This is a genomic window from Brevibacillus sp. FSL K6-2834, assembly GCF_038592925.1.
Lineage (GTDB): Bacteria > Bacillota > Bacilli > Brevibacillales > Brevibacillaceae > Brevibacillus > Brevibacillus borstelensis.
In genome coordinates, this window is record NZ_CP151945.1 from 3,408,142 (window position 1) to 3,424,938 (window position 16,797).

Consider the following 16,797-nt stretch of genomic DNA (forward strand, 5'->3'; position numbering starts at 1 on the left):
TAACGCCGGCCCGGCAAAGTTTATCCCGTTTCACTATTCGGTTGCATCCTCTTTAGCCAAGTGCTTGGTCGCCTGAATCCAGTCCACATTGTTGGCCCGCAAGGCATCCTGAATCTCTTCGGCAGGTTCTTCGTCCGTAATGACGACATCGATGCGCTCCAGTCCCGCTACCCGATACAGCAGCTGGACGCCGAATTTGGAGTGGTCGGCAAGCACGTAGATCGCGTCCGCGCGGCGCATCATCTCCCGGAGGATCAAGCCATCCTCCTCAGACCACGAGAACAAGCCATGCACCGTGATTCCGCAAGCCCCGATGAACAGCTTGTTGACGTGAAAATCGGAGAGCATTTGCACCGCTCGGGGACCGTACACATACCGGTTCTCGAGATCCAGATCGCCTCCGAGCAACTTGACAGAGACATTGCCCTTGTCGGCGAGAACCGCGGCAATATCAATCGAGTTCGTAATGACCACGTTATCCTTGGACTCCATCTTCTCCGCTGCGAAGCGAACCGTGGTGGAGGCATCCATCATCACCGATTCGCGGTCCTGGATAAAACGCGCTCCAAGCATGCCTATCGCCCGTTTCCCCTCAGACTCCAGCTGAAGCCGTTCCTGATAGGAGCGGATTTGTCTTGCAGAGCCGGGCAGGATCGCCCCTCCGCGGGTGCGGACGATTGACCCCTGCTCCTCCAGCTTGAGGATGTCTCTGCGCGCCGTATCGCGTGAAACCTTGAATTGCTCTACGATATCCTGGACGCCGATACGCTCATGCTGCTCCAGATAGCGAAGAATCGCCATCAATCGTTCTTCCTGGTACACACAAGTCAACTCCGTAATGGATTTGCATCGTTCCTTGCTTCATTGTATGCATTATTTTCAGCAATTTCAAGTGAAATCAAGTCATTTAGGTGCGTTTTATTTCATTTTTCCTTTTAAACACTTACAATGACTTATACAAGCTTCATTCTATGCAATACTCCCCACTCCAACAGCCAAACAAAATAAAAAAAGCAAGGTGATTTCTCACCTTGCTCTTCTTACTTCGACACTTTCACACCTTTGTAGTGTCCGCAGCTCGGGCAAACGCGATGCGCGAGCTTGTATTCGCCACAATTATCGCATTTGATCATGCCAGGAATCTCTAATTTGAAGTGCGTACGACGCATTCTTTTACGGGTTTTGGAAGTTCTCCGTTGAGGTACTGCCATCTTCCTTACACCTCCTTCAACTGGTAAATGCTCAAGAAGCTCTATAGGGTGGATGGAATAGGCGAAACGCTTTTTGCCATCCGTTCAAAAATGAGACGCGCAGACCATCAGATCTGTCGTCACATCTTGAAAACAAGTTTACTTTCCGTCCTTGAAAAAGTCAGCCAATCCGGCCAAACGAGGGTCGATCCGCTCGTTTTTGCAGCCGCACGCTTGCTCGTTCCGATTGACGCCGCAGGTCGGGCACAAGCCCTTGCAATCATCCTCACAGAGAGGAAAAGCGGGTATGTCCAACAAAAAATCCTCTTGCAGCAAAGGAATCAGTTCGATTTCATCGCCTTCGAGCGGGATGATATCACTGTCTTCCTCATCTGCGAGCAGTGATTCCTCAGAGGCGAAGGTTTCGGAAAACGGAACCTCCGTATGCTGACGAAACGGCCTCAAACATCTGGCGCAAACGTAATCGACATCGGCTTTCATGTTTCCATTGACGTAGTACAGGTCACCGAGCTTGGTCGCTTCGCCCGACACTTCTACCGGCGTCAGATTGCGAATTTCGTGATGACGGCGCTTCAGCTCGTCCGCATCCAACGTAAGTCGAAATGGCAGCGGCTCCCCTTTGCGATGATCCAAGTCTACAATTTTAATATTCACGGCTTTTCACCTCATGCACAACAAGGATGATTATATAATCTGGGTTTTTCTTTGTCAACCATTTTTCCTTGACAGCAAGTCCGCTCAAGATTTTTTCAGAGGCTGAGAACGAAGGTAAACAAGTGCATCCTCCACTGTACGGACTGGCACTACTTTCATCGAGGTTCCGATTCGTTTTGCCGTAGCCAGCGCTTCCTCGTAATTGGAGATCGGTCCCTGATCATCCTGCGGTGCAAAAAAGATCTCTGCTCCTGCCTTGTCTGCAGCGACAATTTTGTGGTTGATTCCTCCGATTCGTCCCACAGTGCCGTCGAGCGAAATCGTCCCCGTCCCTGCTATTTGATAGCCGCGGGTCAGATCCATTTCCGTATTGAGCTGATCATATATCTCCAGCGTCATCATCAACCCGGCGGAAGGGCCTCCAATGCCCTCGGAAGAGATCGTCACCCGATTGGGCACGATAATTTCCTGCTTGTCTTCGGGCCGGATGCCGATCCCGGCATTTTTCGATTGGGGCAATTGATCGAGAACCAGTGTCTGCTTTTGCTTCTTGCCGTCCCGCGTAAACTCGATCTCGACGGAATCCCCCTTGCGTTTTTCTGACAAATACCCGAGCAAGTCCTCTTTTCGGGACATTTTCTTCCCGTCTACTGAGGTGATGACATCCCCTATTTTCAGCACATTTTTGGCCGGCATGTTGTCAACCGTGCCCATCACCCAGACGCCCTGATTTTCCACCTTCACGTCGTATCCCGCCATCCGGAAAGCGACAGCCTCCGCAATTTTTTGCGAGTTGTCCATGACCGCAAGCTCGCGTCTGGTAAAGTCCTCGTTGCTTTCCCCTTTGCCGACAACCAGCTCTTTTTCCATCAGCTCGGCATCCGGGGAGAGCTGCGCGTACAAATACCAGGCAAGATTGGCCTCTCCCATCCGCACGGTCGTCAGCATAAAGGCACCGGTCTCGTCTTTTTCCCCGCCTTCGACATCGATCATCGGGGCCAGCTCAATGGCAGAGCCAGGTCTTGTAACATAATACGGCGTAGGTACAAAAAATAACAACCCCAGGGCAACCGGGATTACAACCATCAGCCAGCGGGCAAAGCCGTTTCGCCCACTGGCACTCCGGTGTGTCGTTATTCTTTCTTCACTCATTCTCCTGCCCCCAGTTCGCGATCATTTCCTGAATTTTGTCTACGTATTCCAGTGCCGCCTGTTCTCCGAGCGCAATAATCTCTTCTATTCCTGTATACGCGATACTGCTATAGTGTCCAACATCGGGGCGAATTACGAGATCGGCTGAGAGGATTCGATGGCGCAAAATCTCCCGCTCCATCACGTCGATTGTCTGGGCGATGACATCAAAAATGGTCGTTACTTTCATCGGCGTATCAAACAGCGCGACATCAACGGCGATGACCAGATCAGCTCCCATGTCGCGGATGACCGTGATGGGGACACGGTCGATGACCCCGCCGTCCACCAGCAGCCTTCCGTCCACCCGCTCCGGTACAAAAATGCCCGGAATGGAGATGCTGGCACGGACAGCCTGATCGACCGGGCCTTCCTGAAACACGACCCGCTCTCCCGTCTCGATGTCTGTCGCCACGATGGCAAGCTCCCTTTGCAGTTCCTCAATTCTTTTCCCGTGTGTCAGCAACCGAATTAATTGCTTGATTTTCTCGCCCGTCACAAAGCCAAGGCTCGGTACCGTCAGATCGAGCCAATGCTTGCGCTTCAGGTTGAGGGCCAGCTTTTCCATCATATGCGGCTCAATGCCGTTGGCGTAAACTGCCGCAATCAGACTGCCCATACTGCTTCCCGCCAGCATATCGATCTTGATGCCATGGGCTTCAAATACCTTGAGGACGCCGATATGGGCAAATCCCCGCGCGCCCCCCGATCCCAGGGCAAGCCCTATCTTTGGTTTCCTTCTCTTTTCCATGTCCACATCCCCCTTTTCAAGCGTATGTGGCCGATCGCCAAACTTTTCATGCAAACAACGCAGGCGAATAGTTTTGTCCTTCCTCACGTAGACATGTACTATCTAGCTGCAGGACAGGAGGTAGCCATGACACGCCGCTCTCCCATTCTCACATTGTTATACGCTTGTTCAGCGATCGCTCTGGTCATCATTCTGGTCTCCCATCCGCAGACGTCCTTCGAGGCGGCGATCCGGGGCTTGAAAGTATGGTGGGAGATTGTCTTCCCATCCACTTTGCCATTTATCGTATTGTCTGAAATTCTGATGGGCGTAGGTGTCGTCCACTTCGCAGGCGTTTTGTTAGAGCCTTTGATGCGCCCCCTCTTTAACGTTCCGGGGACGGGCGGCTTTGTGCTTACGATGGGATTCGCTTCCGGGTATCCGGTCGCAGCCAAGCTGACAACCAGACTGCGGGAACAAGGAAGCATAACGCAGGCAGAAGGAGAAAGACTGGTCTCGTTCACGACGACAGGCGACCCCCTGTTTGTCATCGGGGCAGTCTCCATAGGCTTTTTCCACAGTGAACAGTTCGGTTTTGTCCTCGCCTTCAGCCATTACGCGTCCGCTTTGCTGTTGGGGGTGATATACCGGTTTTACTCGCCTTTTGCCCCATCCAGCAGACCTTTGGAAAAAAATCGCCTGCCCCTGCCGCTTCGAGCCTTGCAGGCGATGCACCGGGCCCGTATTCGGGACCGTCGGCCATTCGGGCGGCTAATGGGAGAGGCGGTTCAATCAGCCCTCCATACTTTGCTGATGATCGGCGGGTTTATCATCGTCTTTTCCGTCCTGATTCAGTTGTTCGCCACGATTGAGCTGACCCGATTTTTAAGCAGTCTGCTCGCCGTGTTTCTCGGTCCTCTGGGCGTCCCTTCGGCCTTCTCCTCCGGAATTATTGCCGGTTTGTTTGAGGTCACGCTGGGTGCTCAAGGAGTGAGCGTCGTCAGCTCTTCCGTACCTATGATCTGGAAAGCGGTCGTTGCCAGCGCCATTATTTCGTGGGGTGGGCTCAGCGTGCACGCTCAAGTGGCAAGCATCCTCAGCGAAACGGACATCCGCGTTGCTCCGTATCTGATCGCTCGGGTCATTCACGCCGGCCTCTCCGCTTTACTGGCCTTTTTCTGCTGGAAACCGTTAACGGCTGCTTCTACCTGGTTTTCCGAAAGAGACGTCCCGGTGTTTATGCCGACGACCTCCGGCGTGCCTGTCGTGAGCTGGTGGGATTCCTTGCTTCATTCCGGCCTCGCAGCAGGAGCTCTCCTGTGTGTTCTGCTGCTGCTCAGCTTTTTGTTGCGCGGCACGAAAGGCCACAAGCCGCAATAAACCGGAGGCAAGAAATCAACGGAGAAGGTGTCACTTGCCGGCAAATTTTTTCGCCAGCGCATCCTCTACCGGGGGCGGCACCAGCCCTTTAACGCTTGCGCGGTATTTGGCCAATTCCCTGACGATGCTGGAGCTCAGGTAGGCATACTGCGGGTTGGTCAAAAGAAACATCGTCTCTACATCCTCGCCAAGCGTTTTGTTGGCCGCCGCGATTGGCATTTCATAGTCAAAATCCGCATTTGAGCGCAGACCGCGGAGGATAACGCTTGCCTTCTGTTTGCGCATGTAGTCCATCAAAAGTCCACTGAAGGAATCGACTTCGACATTAGGCAGGTGTGCGGTCGACAGCTCCAGCATTTCTACCCGTTCCTCTACGGTAAACAACGACTGCTTTTGCGAGTTATTCAGTACAGCAACGATTACTTTGTCGAATATCCGGGCACCTCGCGCTATGATGTCGAGGTGTCCGTTCGTTACTGGATCGAAGCTTCCCGAACATACGGCAATCCTCATAGATTTCCTGCCCCTTTGCGTAGTTGTAGAATCATTCCGGCTGCTGGTCACTTTCCGATGCAGCTTTTGGTTCAAGTTCGTCCGTTTGCTCTTGCTCCTGCTTTTGATCCGTCGGGCCGCCCGGTTCGAAGCGGTAGATGGTAATCGTCGTTTCACCATATGTAGACGTGCGGTCAAGACAGCATTCGCCAATCACGTCGGGCAAGCGGATGGCGCTGTCGTGTTCGGCGACGATCCAGGCTCCTTCCGCGAGCAGTCCTCCCTCCTGCATCTGCATGATCTCCTCGGCGATATGCTGATGGGCATAAGGTGGATCGAGAAAAACAACATCGAAGGCGATCTTCCTTTTAAAGAGCTGCTTTAATGCTCTGCCCGCATCGTTACGGTACAGCTCGGCCCTCTCCTCCAGCCGGCAGGCGGCTACGTTCTGTTTGACGACGGAAAAGGCCTTGGGATCCCTTTCCACAAATACGCATCGCTCGATTCCCCGGCTTAACGCCTCAATCCCCAAACCGCCTGTACCTGCGTACAAATCAAGAGCAATTCCGCCCGAGAAATAAGGACCAATCATATTGAAGATGGACTCTTTTATCTTGTCAGTAGTCGGACGGGTCCCTTTTCCGGGCACCGCCACCAGCTTTCGTCCCCTGTGTTCACCTGAAATTACGCGCATAAGCCATTCACCTTTGCAGTCTGGTTTTATTCCTCTTGGTTGAGAATGATTTCATACTATCACAACGGCCTAGGCCGGTAAAATTATTCAGATGGAAAATTTTTTCGCAGATGCTGAATAAAACGCACCTCCACTGGAAAAGAATATGGATAGCGACGCAACGGTGTCGCTGACAACCGCGGAGAAGACTTACGTTTCCCCATAAGCTCTTCCTCCGGTTTCTCCTCTCCCATAATTGAAAAGCAGTTCCTACTCGCGCACGGCGTGTCTGATAGGAGCATTCCGTGCCACCGCTCCCGAACAGGGAGAGATGGACTGCTGCCTCACTGCATTTGCGGTGAGGTTTTTTTTCTGTCTGCAGGGCACACTAACGCCAGTTTCGTGTACTGGAGGGATGAAACATGGCTGAAAAACTTCCATCGAAGCAAAAGCAGGAGGCTGCAGCGGCTCAGTCACGCGCTGACCGGACAGGAACAGGCAAGGAAGAAGCTCGCCTCATGCAGTCCGCAGCAGATCAATCGGACATCGTCAAGCACGGACAATAAGCAAACAGGCCAGCCTGAAAGCGAAGGCTGGCTTTTTCTATGGAAAAAAGCGCTGCTCCCACAACGGCGCAAATCGCCTTCTTTTCCCTACCCGATCCGATCAAAACATGCGGATACTAACGTAACAAGAGCAAAAAAGGGGGATTTTCGTGCATACCGTCTGGAAGGGGTCGATCAGCTTCGGACTGGTCAACATACCTGTGCGAATGTTTACTGCAACTGAAGAAAGGGATGTCCGTTTTCGCCAGCTTCACAAGGAATGCCATACACCGATCCGGTATACGAAAATGTGTCCGCATTGCGAAAAAGAAGTGGGTGCCGAAGACATCGTTCGCGGTTTTGAGTATGAAAAAGGAAATTACGTCATTATTCAAGACGAGGATCTGGAAGCCATTACTCCCGAAACGCGCAGAGCCATCGAAATTGTAGATTTTGTCGACTTGACCGAGATTGATCCGGTTTATTTTGACAAAAGCTACTTCCTTTCGCCACAAGAAACCGGGGACAAGGCTTACTCCCTGTTGCGGGCAGCGATGAAGGAAACGGGAAAAATCGCGATAGCCCGGGTGACCATGAGAAACAAGGAAAGTCTCGCTGTCATTCGCCTCTATGAGCACTGCATCATGATGGAAACGATCTTTTATCCTGATGAGGTGCGCCCGGTAGCTCAGGTGCCTGCGCTTCCAGAAGCTGATGTGGCGCTGGCGGAAAATGAACTGAGGATGGCTGCCGAGCTGATCAATAATATGACGACAGCTTTTGAGCCGGGCAAGTACAAAGATGAGTATCGAAGCAGCCTGCAGGCGCTGATCGAAAAGAAAAAGGAAGGAAAAGAAATTGCCGTGGTTCCCGCTGCGCCGCGCGCCAACGTCGTCGATCTGATGCAGGCGCTCCGAGAAAGCTTGGCGGCGACTGGAGATCAGGCCACTCCGGCAAAATTGGAGCCGCATCCAACGCCAGCCCCTCCAGCAGGAGTCAAGAAGCAGCCTGGAATCAAGCCCGAACGCAAAAGCCCCGAAAAGCCGACCGCCGCGACAACGACAACAAAAAAACTGCGCAGAAAAAAAGCAGAAACGTCCTGACCCGTCTCTGCCCTTGTTTATCTGGCCAGCCGTTCATCCGGCTCAATATGAATGTGCACGGTCCCGATCTTGTGTTTTTCCTTCATGTGTTTCTCAATCTCTTCTGTAATGACATGGCTCTCCAAAACATTCAGGTCCGGATCGACATGAATAACGGCGTCGACGATTACACTGCTTCCCAGGTATCGGGCTTTGATGTCTTTGATCTCGGCGACACCGGGTATTTGTGAAATCGTGTTACGCAGGACCTCCAATTCACCGTAGTCAAATCCATCGGTGAGACGGTGGGCGGCTTCTCTGAAAATCTCCCACGCAGTTTTCAGGATGATCACGCCGACTACAAGCGCTGCCAGCGGGTCCAGCCAATGGAGTTGGAACTGGGCCCCGGCAATCCCCACAAAAGTACCGATGCTCACCCATGCGTCGGAGCGGTTGTCCTGCGCAGCAGCAGCTACAGCTTGACTGTCAATCAATTTGGCCAAACGGATGTTGTAACGGTAAACAGCCAGCATCACCACAGCAGAGCCCAGCGCCACCCATGCAGCCACCATATCGGGCGCCTGCACCTCCGGATTGAACAGGGATGGCACGGCCCTCGTCAACACTTCAATTCCGACCGCAAACATAATGAAGGAAGCGACCATCGAAGAGATCGTCTCTGCCCGGAAATGCCCGTAGGGATGATCTTTATCCGGCGGCTTGCGGGCGATTCGAAGTCCAATCAAAACAGCAATGGATGCTATCACATCCGTCGTGTTGTTCAATCCGTCAGCCAGAAGCGCCTCCGAGTCGGCAAACAAGGCAACGACAACTTTTATGATCGAACAGAAAATGTACGCGGCGATACTGATCCACACCCCGCGTTCTCCCTGCTTTAAATTTGCGTAAACATCCATCCGAACCACTCCAATACAATCCATTTCAAGCGATCTTCATCGTATCAGACCCGGTTCGTGTGGGTCTACAGAAACAGTTTTAGTCTGACCCATGATCGTAGAGGGGGGGAAACTATGTTGGCCTTGGTCAATTTTTCAACTCTCCAAAACACAGTGATCAGCAGGTACATCAACAACCGCTTGAATACTGGGCTGTCGCAGTGTGTATCCCTCTGTCCACTCGGCAAATTGGACCTTCACCGTGATCTTTGGCGTCAACCAGACAGCTCCTTTGACTCTCGATGGTTTGTTGGCAAAGGGTGAATTCTGTTGCGTCAAAGGCGCTATCCTTTCTGTAAGGGCCCTCCAGTCGCTTTGAGTGAATCTGCCTGTTCCCGCATGGCCAATGTAAAATAAATGCCCCTCTTGATCATACAACCCCAAAAGAAGGGCATTTACGATGTTATCGCGGAGTGTCACTCCCCCAACAACTGCGATGGTGTCCCGGTAATATTTTTTCTTTTGCCACTGCTTCTCTTTGCCGCCAATGACATATTTGCTGTTCAGATCTTTCATGACTATGCCTTCCATCCCATGCTGCTGGATAACATCATACAAAGCCTGGCCATTGTCATTGCCAGGAACCAATTGGACGTGCTCATTCGGCATGATGATTTCCGACAGCAGGCTCATGCGTTCACGCAACGAACGATTGATAATCCACTCGCCATCCAGGAAAATCACATCAAAGATCATGTAGGTAATCGGAACCGCTTTTTGTGCCTGACTGACTTTTTCCGGTCGCCGAATGCCATCCCGCCGCATCACTTCATGAAATGACGGTTTTCCGTCAGACCCTAATGCGATGACTTCTCCATCCAGGATTACGGAGCGAGCTTTGCAGTATGTTTGTATGTCAGCAAGCTCCGGAAATTGGATTGTCCGCTCATTTTTTCTCCGGTTGAACAAACGCGTTTCCTGTCCGTCAAAGTAGGTAACAATTCGGACCCCATCCCATTTAACCTGGGCTATCCAGTTCGGCCCTTCGGGGATTGTTTCGCAGCTGATCGGTTCCATCGGAATGATTGGATGCATCCTTTCACCTCATGAAAAGGATTAATTCGTACCTCTTACCATCAACATCTCCACATTCGGCCATTCAAATGCATGATGCGGGCAGAACACAAAAAAGCGGTTCTTTTCTTAGAAACGGAGACAGCTTTGAATCACTCGTTTTTGGCTGCTGCGAAAAAAAGCAGTGCTAGCCCAAGACAGAAAGGATAGCCTCAGACTTTGCACTGCCTTTATTTATTTCTGTTCATCAAGTTCTACAAAGTAGTGGTCCTTCCGATATGACACTGCCTCCATCGTAGCTATCAGATTTTCCTCGTGACATTTATCGATCCGATAGAATCCTGTACGAACGTTTCGTTTAACCTCCGTCGCACGGGCAACGATTCTGTCTCCGGCTTTGCTGATTCCATAAACTGAATAGTGGTGGAGATGCCTCAAGGATGTATTTCCGTACGCGTTACAGGCAACCGAAAATGCGTGGTCAACCAACGCATAGATAACTGCACCATGTACGGTTCCCTATGCATTTACCATATGATTTTGAACATCCGGCACCGCTTCCGCAAAACCGGCCTCAAACTTTGTTACCTGAATACCTGATGATCGGGCATACGGGCCGCTCTGTACCTTTGATCATTGCGGAACTCATTTTAACGGGAAAAGCAAAGCGTCGAGGAAAAAAGGCAGCTTGTCCAGTCGGCCAATTCCATTTTTTCTGGTATGTTCCGCAAGCTGCAGGAAATAGCCGGGGATGAATCCACTCCGCTTTATAGCGACATGCTCTCAGATTTGGCCGCTTTATGTTTGCTATGGTACCAAATGCCAACTGGTATCAGCAGCAGTGAAAGAACGCCGCCGCCAAGCGAAAGTGCCGCGTAGCTGGAATGCGCTACGACCATGCCGGATAATGCTCCGCCCGAAGCCCCCGCCAAAGCAACCAGGACATCAATGGTACCTTGCGTTTTTGCCCGAGTAGACGAGTTGGTTGCATCTACGATAAGCGCTGTGCCGCTGATCAATCCGAAGTTCCAGCCAAGCCCGAGCAGAGCGAGAGCAATCGTGAGCAGCAGCATGGAATCTGCAGGTGCGACAGCCGACAGGACCCCGGCTGCAAGCAGAATCGCCCCAGACGCAAATGACATCGCCACTCGTCCCACCTTGTCAACGAGAATACCGGTCACAAGAGACGGCAGGTACATGGCGCCAATATGAACGCCGATGACCAACCCTACCTCACTGAGCCCATGCCCGTGGTGTTTCATGTGAACAGGTGTCATCGTCATGATCGCGACCATAACGATTTGGGTTAAAATCATGACAGTCGCCCCGACAATAATGCCCCGGGTGTTTGCGGATACGAGCGAGCTTTCTTTCGCAGCCGGGCTTTGATCCTTTTTGTGTGCATCAGCGATTGCCTTGGCTACAACGAATGGGTCCGGACGGAGGAAGGTCAGAAATACAAGCCCTGCCAGAATAAACGCGGCGGCACCTAGAATGAAAGGACCTGCCAGAGCCGGAACTCCGATCGAGGCGGCGAATCGCCCCATTACCTCCACCAGATTTGGACCAGCAACCGCACCGAAAGTAGTGGACACCATTGCAATACTGACTGCTGTTGCCCGCTGTTGCGGCTTAGCCAAGTCCGTCCCTGCATAGCGTGCTTGCAGATTTGAAGCCGTGCCTGCACCATAGAGCAGCAGCGAAGCGAAAAGAAGCCATATATTGTGACCAACAGCCGCAAGCACTACCCCAACCGCACCTACGCCACCAGTCAAGAATCCTGCTGCGAGTCCAAAACGACGTCCGAAACGCTGAGAGAGCCGCCCGACCAGCATCGCGGCTACTGCAGAACCAAGGGTGAGCAGCGCGGCAGGAATCCCCGCAAAGCTGTCCGTTCCGAGCATATCCTGGGCGAGCAGCGCTCCGACCGTTACCCCGGCTGCAAGGCCGGCTCCTCCGAAAATTTGTGAAATGACAACGATAAGCAACGTCCGCTTGTACAGCTTCCCCTGCATTTCCGGGGATTGAATGTAATGGTGGAAGCTCGATTTTTGATTTTGGTTTGCGCTTGCATCACAGGGTTCTTTTGACACGAACGGGAACCACCTTTCCAGTCTAAATTTTGGGCAGCCTTGCATATTGATCGGTTTCATGTTCCCGTTTCGCATGAATCAGGCAATCAAACCGTTGCGAGATCATCAGGCAAAAGGCTGGCTGCATACTTACGAGCAAACAAGTATTGGCGAAGATTGTAAATCCACTTCATGGAAAAGTCAAATCATTTTGAGCAATCCCAGGATTGCAAAGGTCGTACAAGTGTAAAGCCGGTTCCACCCTTGCCCTGGTGAAAACCGGCTCTTTCCGACAGCTCAAGCTCTGTTTCTCTAAGCCCTTCTCGCGATTGATTTTGCTCGCTCCATGATATGATTCAGGGACTGCAGTTCCAAATAAGAGAAGATAAACGCCGCCAAAAATCCAAAAAAGTAAACGGCACCGAAAACTCTTCCCCATCCCCCATAAAAGGGCTCTATAAATGAACCGATCAAAAGAGAAATCGTGCATATGGCAAAACATATCCACCACAATCGTGTGTATCTGCGATATTTCTTTAGGAGAGGGTGGCTGCCTTGATCCGAGCCTGCTCTCTTTCCTGCCTTTTGCCGTGCGGACAAGAACAGCAATAGCAACATTGGCCATTGGATCAACGGAACAAGTACAGGCAATACAAAGCCGATGAAGTTATTCACGTCGTTTATGTGCTGAAAGGTAGTAATGCTGAGGATCAGGACAAACCAGCCAAACGGCCCGTTGCAATACGTATAGTCCTCCCTTCTGGTCAACGTCCCGATCCCGATCAGTAGGGTCAAGTAGGTGATGACCACTTTAATCGCGAAAGCGGGAAACCAGATGCTGAACAGCATCACCTCGACCCGGTCGAGGAAGTCAGTCAAGTGGATCTGCTCAACGAGAACATATACGGGATAATTCAAGCGGCTTGTGATCAGGTATCCCATGACACCCAGTTGAATAATCAGGATCAGCATTATTCCGAAGCCGGCCATCGTCGCCCCGTGCTTAACCGCCGAAAAAAACAACCGGGATTGGGAAATGGCATGCAAAAAAGCGCCAAAAACAAAGATATCCCCGTACAACCCCCCTGACATCCAATTGCTCAGCAGCAACGCGACAAACTTGCTGTCCATAATCGGCTCGAGTCGTCGAAGATCATATTCGTTGGACAAGATAAAATACATCGAGAAAGAGAGTATAAAAAACATCGGGAAATACATCTCATTTACCCGAGCCGCCACTTCCATGCTGGACCGCCCGAAATACTGGAGAACCACGACAAAGACGAGAAGAATAATCTCCAGCGGGGTCTCGCTCAGCAAACTGAGATGCAGAAAATGACCGACTCCTTTTATATCGCGCAAAAGGATGAGCAAGAAAAAAAGCAGCAGTATTCCATTAAGCAGGCTGCCGGCAACACGCCCTCTGGTCTCTATCAAGATTTCAAATATGTTCTTCCCCGGATAAGCCCGAATGAGCCTTTCAAACACATAGGCGACAAGAACCGTATACATGACAGGCAGCAATTGGGACAGCCAGGCATCGTTTTTGGCCACGACCGCCAGTTGCTGCGGAAGGCTGACAACGGCCCCTGTCATAATCACACCGCTCGTCAGCCAGGCGATCTGGCGATGGTTGATCACTTGTTTGACTTGCAAATTTTCCTGCCCCCTTAGTAAAGGCTCATCATCCATGCTTTAACCCTTGACTCGAAAGCACTGATCGTGTTTTGAAAGGGCTTGAAGATATCAACCTGGTAAAACGCAGCGACGAACAGGCACAGCGTTGCGATATAGAGCAGATAGATGACCACTCTCATTTTTGAAGAACGGTGATGCTGTAACATGATGTCACGGATTGCCATCAAAGAGAAGGAAAGGAGAAAAATCCCTGCAAAAATCAGGTTCATTTTATCTCATCTCCTCCTTGGTTAGGTTCTCTGTGGTTTGTCCGATGTTTGGAACAGTCGCTCTGGTACGAATCTCAAATGTCACTGCTTTCAAATGCTTGTCCCAGTTTTCGCGAAACGATGTTTTCCATAGCTGAGGATATTTTCTTGCGAGCACCAGTCCCAACCCCGCTATGTCGCTCTGGTTTTTCACCATTTCCTGAAGGGTTGTTCGTATGCCTTCGCTTATGTTGGCAGCCAGCTTGTTTTCCAGCATGCGCAAATTCTTCGAGTTTCCCCAATCGGTACCGCTGTGATCTTCAATGATTGCCGCTCTCGCGTGGACGTTTATTTGAAAATGAACCTTTCCATTACGGACGATCGGTGTAATTTCCATCCTACCTTGATTTACTTGAACACTGATCTCCCTGTTTTTTCGGATATCAAAATCCGTAGCGTACGAATAGAAAGTCGGTTGGAACCATCGAATCCCTTTGGCATGCTCCAAAGTTAAAAAATGAGCGAACCGATCATCGCGAAACATGGAAAAACCGATCAGCTCGATTTCCTTTGATTTCCCTTTTGGTCTGGAATCAACGCTTGCCAATACTGGCAGATACGCATCGACACCAGGTGTATTCAACATCTGCGCAATGTCTTTTACCGTAACGGTAACACCCACCATTTTGATCAATTCTCTCATCGCTTCCGCAGAAAATCTCTCGAACTGAGGCTGGGCTTTGAGAAGATCGAAGCCTTTCCCTTTCGCCACGACCATGTATGCTGTCAGGCGGTTTTCCGGGAAACGGGCGATGACATCAAGTATTTCTCTCAGCCCTGATTTGGCTGTCTCCTCGCCAATGACAATCACCCGATGATGGGCGTAAAAAAGCTTTCGACTCATCCTTGACTGCAAAACGTTGTTCGCTTCCCGGAGTGTTTTTCCGGTAGCCGAATCCACATAATAGCTCTTGTCTCCACTGGTCCCTCCACCACCGCCGGAAGGACCTCCGAGACTGCTGACCAGGGGGAGTTGTACAGACATCCGGTACAAGCCGTCCTCTTCCTTATCCACCGCGAAAGCAAGGATGAGCGCCAGATCGTTCACTTCTACCCGATCCCAGCATCCCGTAAGCAGCAGTGAATGAATCAGGATGACGATGATACTAGCAATTTTGAAGCGGGAACTCCTTTTCACAGTACCACTCCCCCGGTTATTTCTGTTTATTTTAGCCTCCTCAATCGCTCGTTTGTCTGGACTTATTGATCGAGGCTGTGTTCAAGCGTTTTTCGTCCTCTACCCCCGTAAAGCTTGGGCGTTTCTCCATTATTGTCCAAGGAGCACGAATCAGCACATCCTTGAAGTCGCCTATCGACATCGGCGCCAGCGGGGAAAGGTACGGCACCCCAAACGAGCGAAGGTTTGCCATGTGTCCCATAATCAGAAGAATGCCGACCAGAATGCCGTATATTCCCAAAAAGGAGGCGGCAAACATCAATGGGAAACGAAGCATCCGCAAAGCGATCGATGCATTGTAATGCGGCACGGTGAAGGAAGCGATTCCCGTGATCGAAACGACAATTACCATCGGTGCCGAAACGATTCCCGCCTGGACGGCAGCCTGTCCTACGACAAGCGCCCCCAGAATGCTGACTGCCTGCCCTACTGTTTTCGGCAATCGAATCCCCGCTTCGCGCAGGGCCTCGAACGAAATCTCCATGATCAGCGCCTCGACAATCGCCGGAAACGGAATGGATTCCCGCGCTGCCGCGATGCTCAGCAATAAAGTGGTTGGGAGCATCTCCTGATGGAAGGTCGAAATCGCTACATAGCCTGCCGGTGTAACAAGAGAAATAGCCAAAAACAAATAGCGCAGCCAGCGGACGAGTGTGGCCATCTGAAAGCGTTCATAGTAATCCTCGTTGGCTTGCATCATCATCCAGAACGTAGTCGGAACGATCAGGACCATTGGTGTCCCGTCGACAAAAATAGCAATCCGCCCTTCCAGCAAAGCGGCTGCAACCGTATCAGGCCTTTCCGAATATTGGACCTGCGGAAATGGCGACAAAGCATTATCCTGGATCATCTCTTCGATATAACCCGATTCCAGAACCGCGTCGATCTCGATGTGCTCGATTCTCGAAATAACCTCGTCCCGTAAAGCAGGGTCTACTATTCCTTCCAGATAGGAAACGACGAGGTTCGTATTGCTCTCCTTGCCAACGACGATTGATTTCATTTTCAATCGGGGCGTTTTCAGCTTCCGCCGGAGAAGGGACGTATTCGTCCGGATATTTTCAATGAATCCCTCCCGCGGCCCCCGTACGACAACTTCCCCTTCCGGTTCGTTTACGGAACGTTTTTCGGCTCCGCGAATCCCGAGCGTGAGAGCAATGTCGTTGCCGTCTACGAGAATTCCCGTATCTCCCCCAAGCACAGCCGACAGAAAATCCTTGTAGCTCGTGACCTCGGAAATTTGCGAGACGGGGAGAACTTCATGCTCGATGCTCCTGATGCTCTCCCGGCCACCCTTCAGGATCATCAGCGCCCTCAGTGCTTCATTAACGGATTGCGTATCAATCAAGCCATCTACAAAGACCGCACAAGCTTGAACACTGTCTTTCAGTTGAAACTCACGCAGAACAAAATCCGAGCAATCCTGAAACAGATGTTCAAGAATCTCAATGTTCTCTTCCAAAGAAGAACGAACGGGAAAAGACTCCAGCTCGCTCAGACTTTTTTCGTTTAACTGGGCAATATTTTGTTCCTTCTTTGACTGACGAGTATGCTTCATACGATTCACCAACTGTTAGTAAGCTACCCGTATTATGTTACTCGGGTTTCCAAAATATGCAGGTGCCTCGCTTGCATATGTTTGGCCAATGCGGGAAAAGTAGGGGCAGCACTAGT

17 protein-coding genes are annotated in these 16,797 nt (G+C 51.2%); 3 read left to right on the top strand and 14 right to left on the bottom strand.

The window, feature by feature from the left end; translation table 11 throughout:
* Positions 1 to 33 precede the first annotated feature (33 nt).
* From NST96_RS16865 to NST96_RS16885, 5 genes are all read right to left on the bottom strand, one after another.
* Positions 34 to 822, bottom strand: a complete 789-nt coding sequence (locus tag NST96_RS16865) for a DeoR/GlpR family DNA-binding transcription regulator (RefSeq protein WP_031932925.1) — start codon at positions 820 to 822, stop codon at positions 34 to 36.
* A gap of 218 nt (positions 823 to 1,040) precedes the next feature.
* On the bottom strand, positions 1,041 to 1,211 hold the full coding sequence (gene rpmF, locus NST96_RS16870; RefSeq protein WP_003386041.1) for a 50S ribosomal protein L32: 171 nt from the start codon (positions 1,209 to 1,211) through the stop codon (positions 1,041 to 1,043).
* Between the two features lie 138 nt (positions 1,212 to 1,349).
* Positions 1,350 to 1,865, bottom strand: coding sequence for a YceD family protein (locus NST96_RS16875; RefSeq protein WP_003386043.1), 516 nt, complete (start codon positions 1,863 to 1,865; stop codon positions 1,350 to 1,352).
* A gap of 84 nt (positions 1,866 to 1,949) precedes the next feature.
* The gene (locus tag NST96_RS16880; protein WP_003386045.1) at positions 1,950 to 3,017 is read right to left on the bottom strand and encodes a SepM family pheromone-processing serine protease; all 1,068 of its coding nucleotides are present in this window, start codon (positions 3,015 to 3,017) and stop codon (positions 1,950 to 1,952) included.
* A complete protein-coding gene (locus NST96_RS16885; protein ID WP_003386047.1) occupies positions 3,010 to 3,807 on the bottom strand; it encodes a patatin-like phospholipase family protein in 798 nt (265 codons plus the stop codon). The genes NST96_RS16880 and NST96_RS16885 overlap by 8 nt, the downstream gene beginning before the upstream one ends.
* Positions 3,808 to 3,933: 126 nt before the next feature.
* Between NST96_RS16885 and ylbJ the strand changes: the two genes are divergently transcribed.
* Positions 3,934 to 5,166, top strand: coding sequence for a sporulation integral membrane protein YlbJ (ylbJ, locus tag NST96_RS16890; RefSeq protein WP_003386048.1), 1,233 nt, complete (start codon positions 3,934 to 3,936; stop codon positions 5,164 to 5,166).
* Between the two features lie 30 nt (positions 5,167 to 5,196).
* On the opposite strand, the gene coaD is transcribed toward ylbJ, so the two are convergent.
* Together coaD and rsmD are read right to left on the bottom strand one after the other, a co-directional pair.
* Positions 5,197 to 5,679, bottom strand: a complete 483-nt coding sequence (coaD, locus tag NST96_RS16895) for a pantetheine-phosphate adenylyltransferase (protein WP_003386050.1) — start codon at positions 5,677 to 5,679, stop codon at positions 5,197 to 5,199.
* Between the two features lie 31 nt (positions 5,680 to 5,710).
* Positions 5,711 to 6,352, bottom strand: coding sequence for a 16S rRNA (guanine(966)-N(2))-methyltransferase RsmD (gene rsmD / locus NST96_RS16900; RefSeq protein WP_024982981.1), 642 nt, complete (start codon positions 6,350 to 6,352; stop codon positions 5,711 to 5,713).
* 401 nt (positions 6,353 to 6,753) lie between these two features.
* Between rsmD and NST96_RS16905 the strand changes: the two genes are divergently transcribed.
* Entirely contained in the window at positions 6,754 to 6,897 is a 144-nt protein-coding gene (locus NST96_RS16905; protein ID WP_170208356.1) for a hypothetical protein, read from the top strand.
* Between the two features lie 149 nt (positions 6,898 to 7,046).
* Entirely contained in the window at positions 7,047 to 7,979 is a 933-nt protein-coding gene (locus NST96_RS16910; RefSeq protein ID WP_342404257.1) for a Ku protein, read from the top strand.
* 17 nt (positions 7,980 to 7,996) lie between these two features.
* Here the strand turns inward: NST96_RS16910 and NST96_RS16915 are convergent, their stop codons facing one another.
* From NST96_RS16915 to NST96_RS16945, 7 genes are all read right to left on the bottom strand, one after another.
* Positions 7,997 to 8,875 carry a cation diffusion facilitator family transporter gene (locus tag NST96_RS16915; RefSeq protein WP_024982980.1) on the bottom strand — a complete coding sequence of 293 codons (879 nt, stop codon included), beginning with the start codon at positions 8,873 to 8,875 and terminating at the stop codon, positions 7,997 to 7,999.
* 135 nt (positions 8,876 to 9,010) lie between these two features.
* Positions 9,011 to 9,949 (bottom strand): RNA ligase family protein, encoded by a 939-nt coding sequence (locus NST96_RS16920; protein ID WP_003386055.1) that lies wholly within the window; start codon positions 9,947 to 9,949, stop codon positions 9,011 to 9,013.
* A 746-nt stretch (positions 9,950 to 10,695) separates the two neighbouring features.
* Entirely contained in the window at positions 10,696 to 11,943 is a 1,248-nt protein-coding gene (locus NST96_RS16925; protein ID WP_342406543.1) for an MFS transporter, read from the bottom strand.
* A gap of 369 nt (positions 11,944 to 12,312) precedes the next feature.
* Positions 12,313 to 13,656, bottom strand: coding sequence for an endospore germination permease (locus tag NST96_RS16930; RefSeq protein ID WP_031932930.1), 1,344 nt, complete (start codon positions 13,654 to 13,656; stop codon positions 12,313 to 12,315).
* 14 nt (positions 13,657 to 13,670) lie between these two features.
* On the bottom strand, positions 13,671 to 13,907 hold the full coding sequence (locus NST96_RS16935) for a hypothetical protein (RefSeq protein WP_003386058.1): 237 nt from the start codon (positions 13,905 to 13,907) through the stop codon (positions 13,671 to 13,673).
* Position 13,908: 1 nt separating this feature from the next.
* Complete coding sequence (locus NST96_RS16940) at positions 13,909 to 15,084, bottom strand: Ger(x)C family spore germination protein (RefSeq protein WP_003386059.1); 1,176 nt, start codon at positions 15,082 to 15,084, stop codon at positions 13,909 to 13,911.
* 40 nt (positions 15,085 to 15,124) lie between these two features.
* Entirely contained in the window at positions 15,125 to 16,681 is a 1,557-nt protein-coding gene (locus tag NST96_RS16945) for a spore germination protein (RefSeq protein ID WP_172921135.1), read from the bottom strand.
* Positions 16,682 to 16,797: the final 116 nt, after the last annotated feature.

What these genes read in the sequence shown, in the direction of transcription:
- rpmF (WP_003386041.1), bottom strand. Translation starts at nt 1,211, where the DNA reads ATGGCAGTACCTCAACGGAGAACTTCCAAAACCCGTAAAAGAATGCGT.
- NST96_RS16880 (WP_003386045.1), bottom strand. Translation starts at nt 3,017, where the DNA reads ATGAGTGAAGAAAGAATAACGACACACCGGAGTGCCAGTGGGCGAAAC.
- NST96_RS16885 (WP_003386047.1), bottom strand. Translation starts at nt 3,807, where the DNA reads ATGGAAAAGAGAAGGAAACCAAAGATAGGGCTTGCCCTGGGATCGGGG.
- ylbJ (WP_003386048.1), top strand. Translation starts at nt 3,934, where the DNA reads ATGACACGCCGCTCTCCCATTCTCACATTGTTATACGCTTGTTCAGCG.
- coaD (WP_003386050.1), bottom strand. Translation starts at nt 5,679, where the DNA reads ATGAGGATTGCCGTATGTTCGGGAAGCTTCGATCCAGTAACGAACGGA.
- rsmD (WP_024982981.1), bottom strand. Translation starts at nt 6,352, where the DNA reads ATGCGCGTAATTTCAGGTGAACACAGGGGACGAAAGCTGGTGGCGGTG.
- NST96_RS16905 (WP_170208356.1), top strand. Translation starts at nt 6,754, where the DNA reads ATGGCTGAAAAACTTCCATCGAAGCAAAAGCAGGAGGCTGCAGCGGCT.
- NST96_RS16915 (WP_024982980.1), bottom strand. Translation starts at nt 8,875, where the DNA reads ATGGATGTTTACGCAAATTTAAAGCAGGGAGAACGCGGGGTGTGGATC.
- NST96_RS16920 (WP_003386055.1), bottom strand. Translation starts at nt 9,949, where the DNA reads ATGCATCCAATCATTCCGATGGAACCGATCAGCTGCGAAACAATCCCC.
- NST96_RS16925 (WP_342406543.1), bottom strand. Translation starts at nt 11,943, where the DNA reads ATGCAGGGGAAGCTGTACAAGCGGACGTTGCTTATCGTTGTCATTTCA.
- NST96_RS16935 (WP_003386058.1), bottom strand. Translation starts at nt 13,907, where the DNA reads ATGAACCTGATTTTTGCAGGGATTTTTCTCCTTTCCTTCTCTTTGATG.
- NST96_RS16945 (WP_172921135.1), bottom strand. Translation starts at nt 16,681, where the DNA reads ATGAAGCATACTCGTCAGTCAAAGAAGGAACAAAATATTGCCCAGTTA.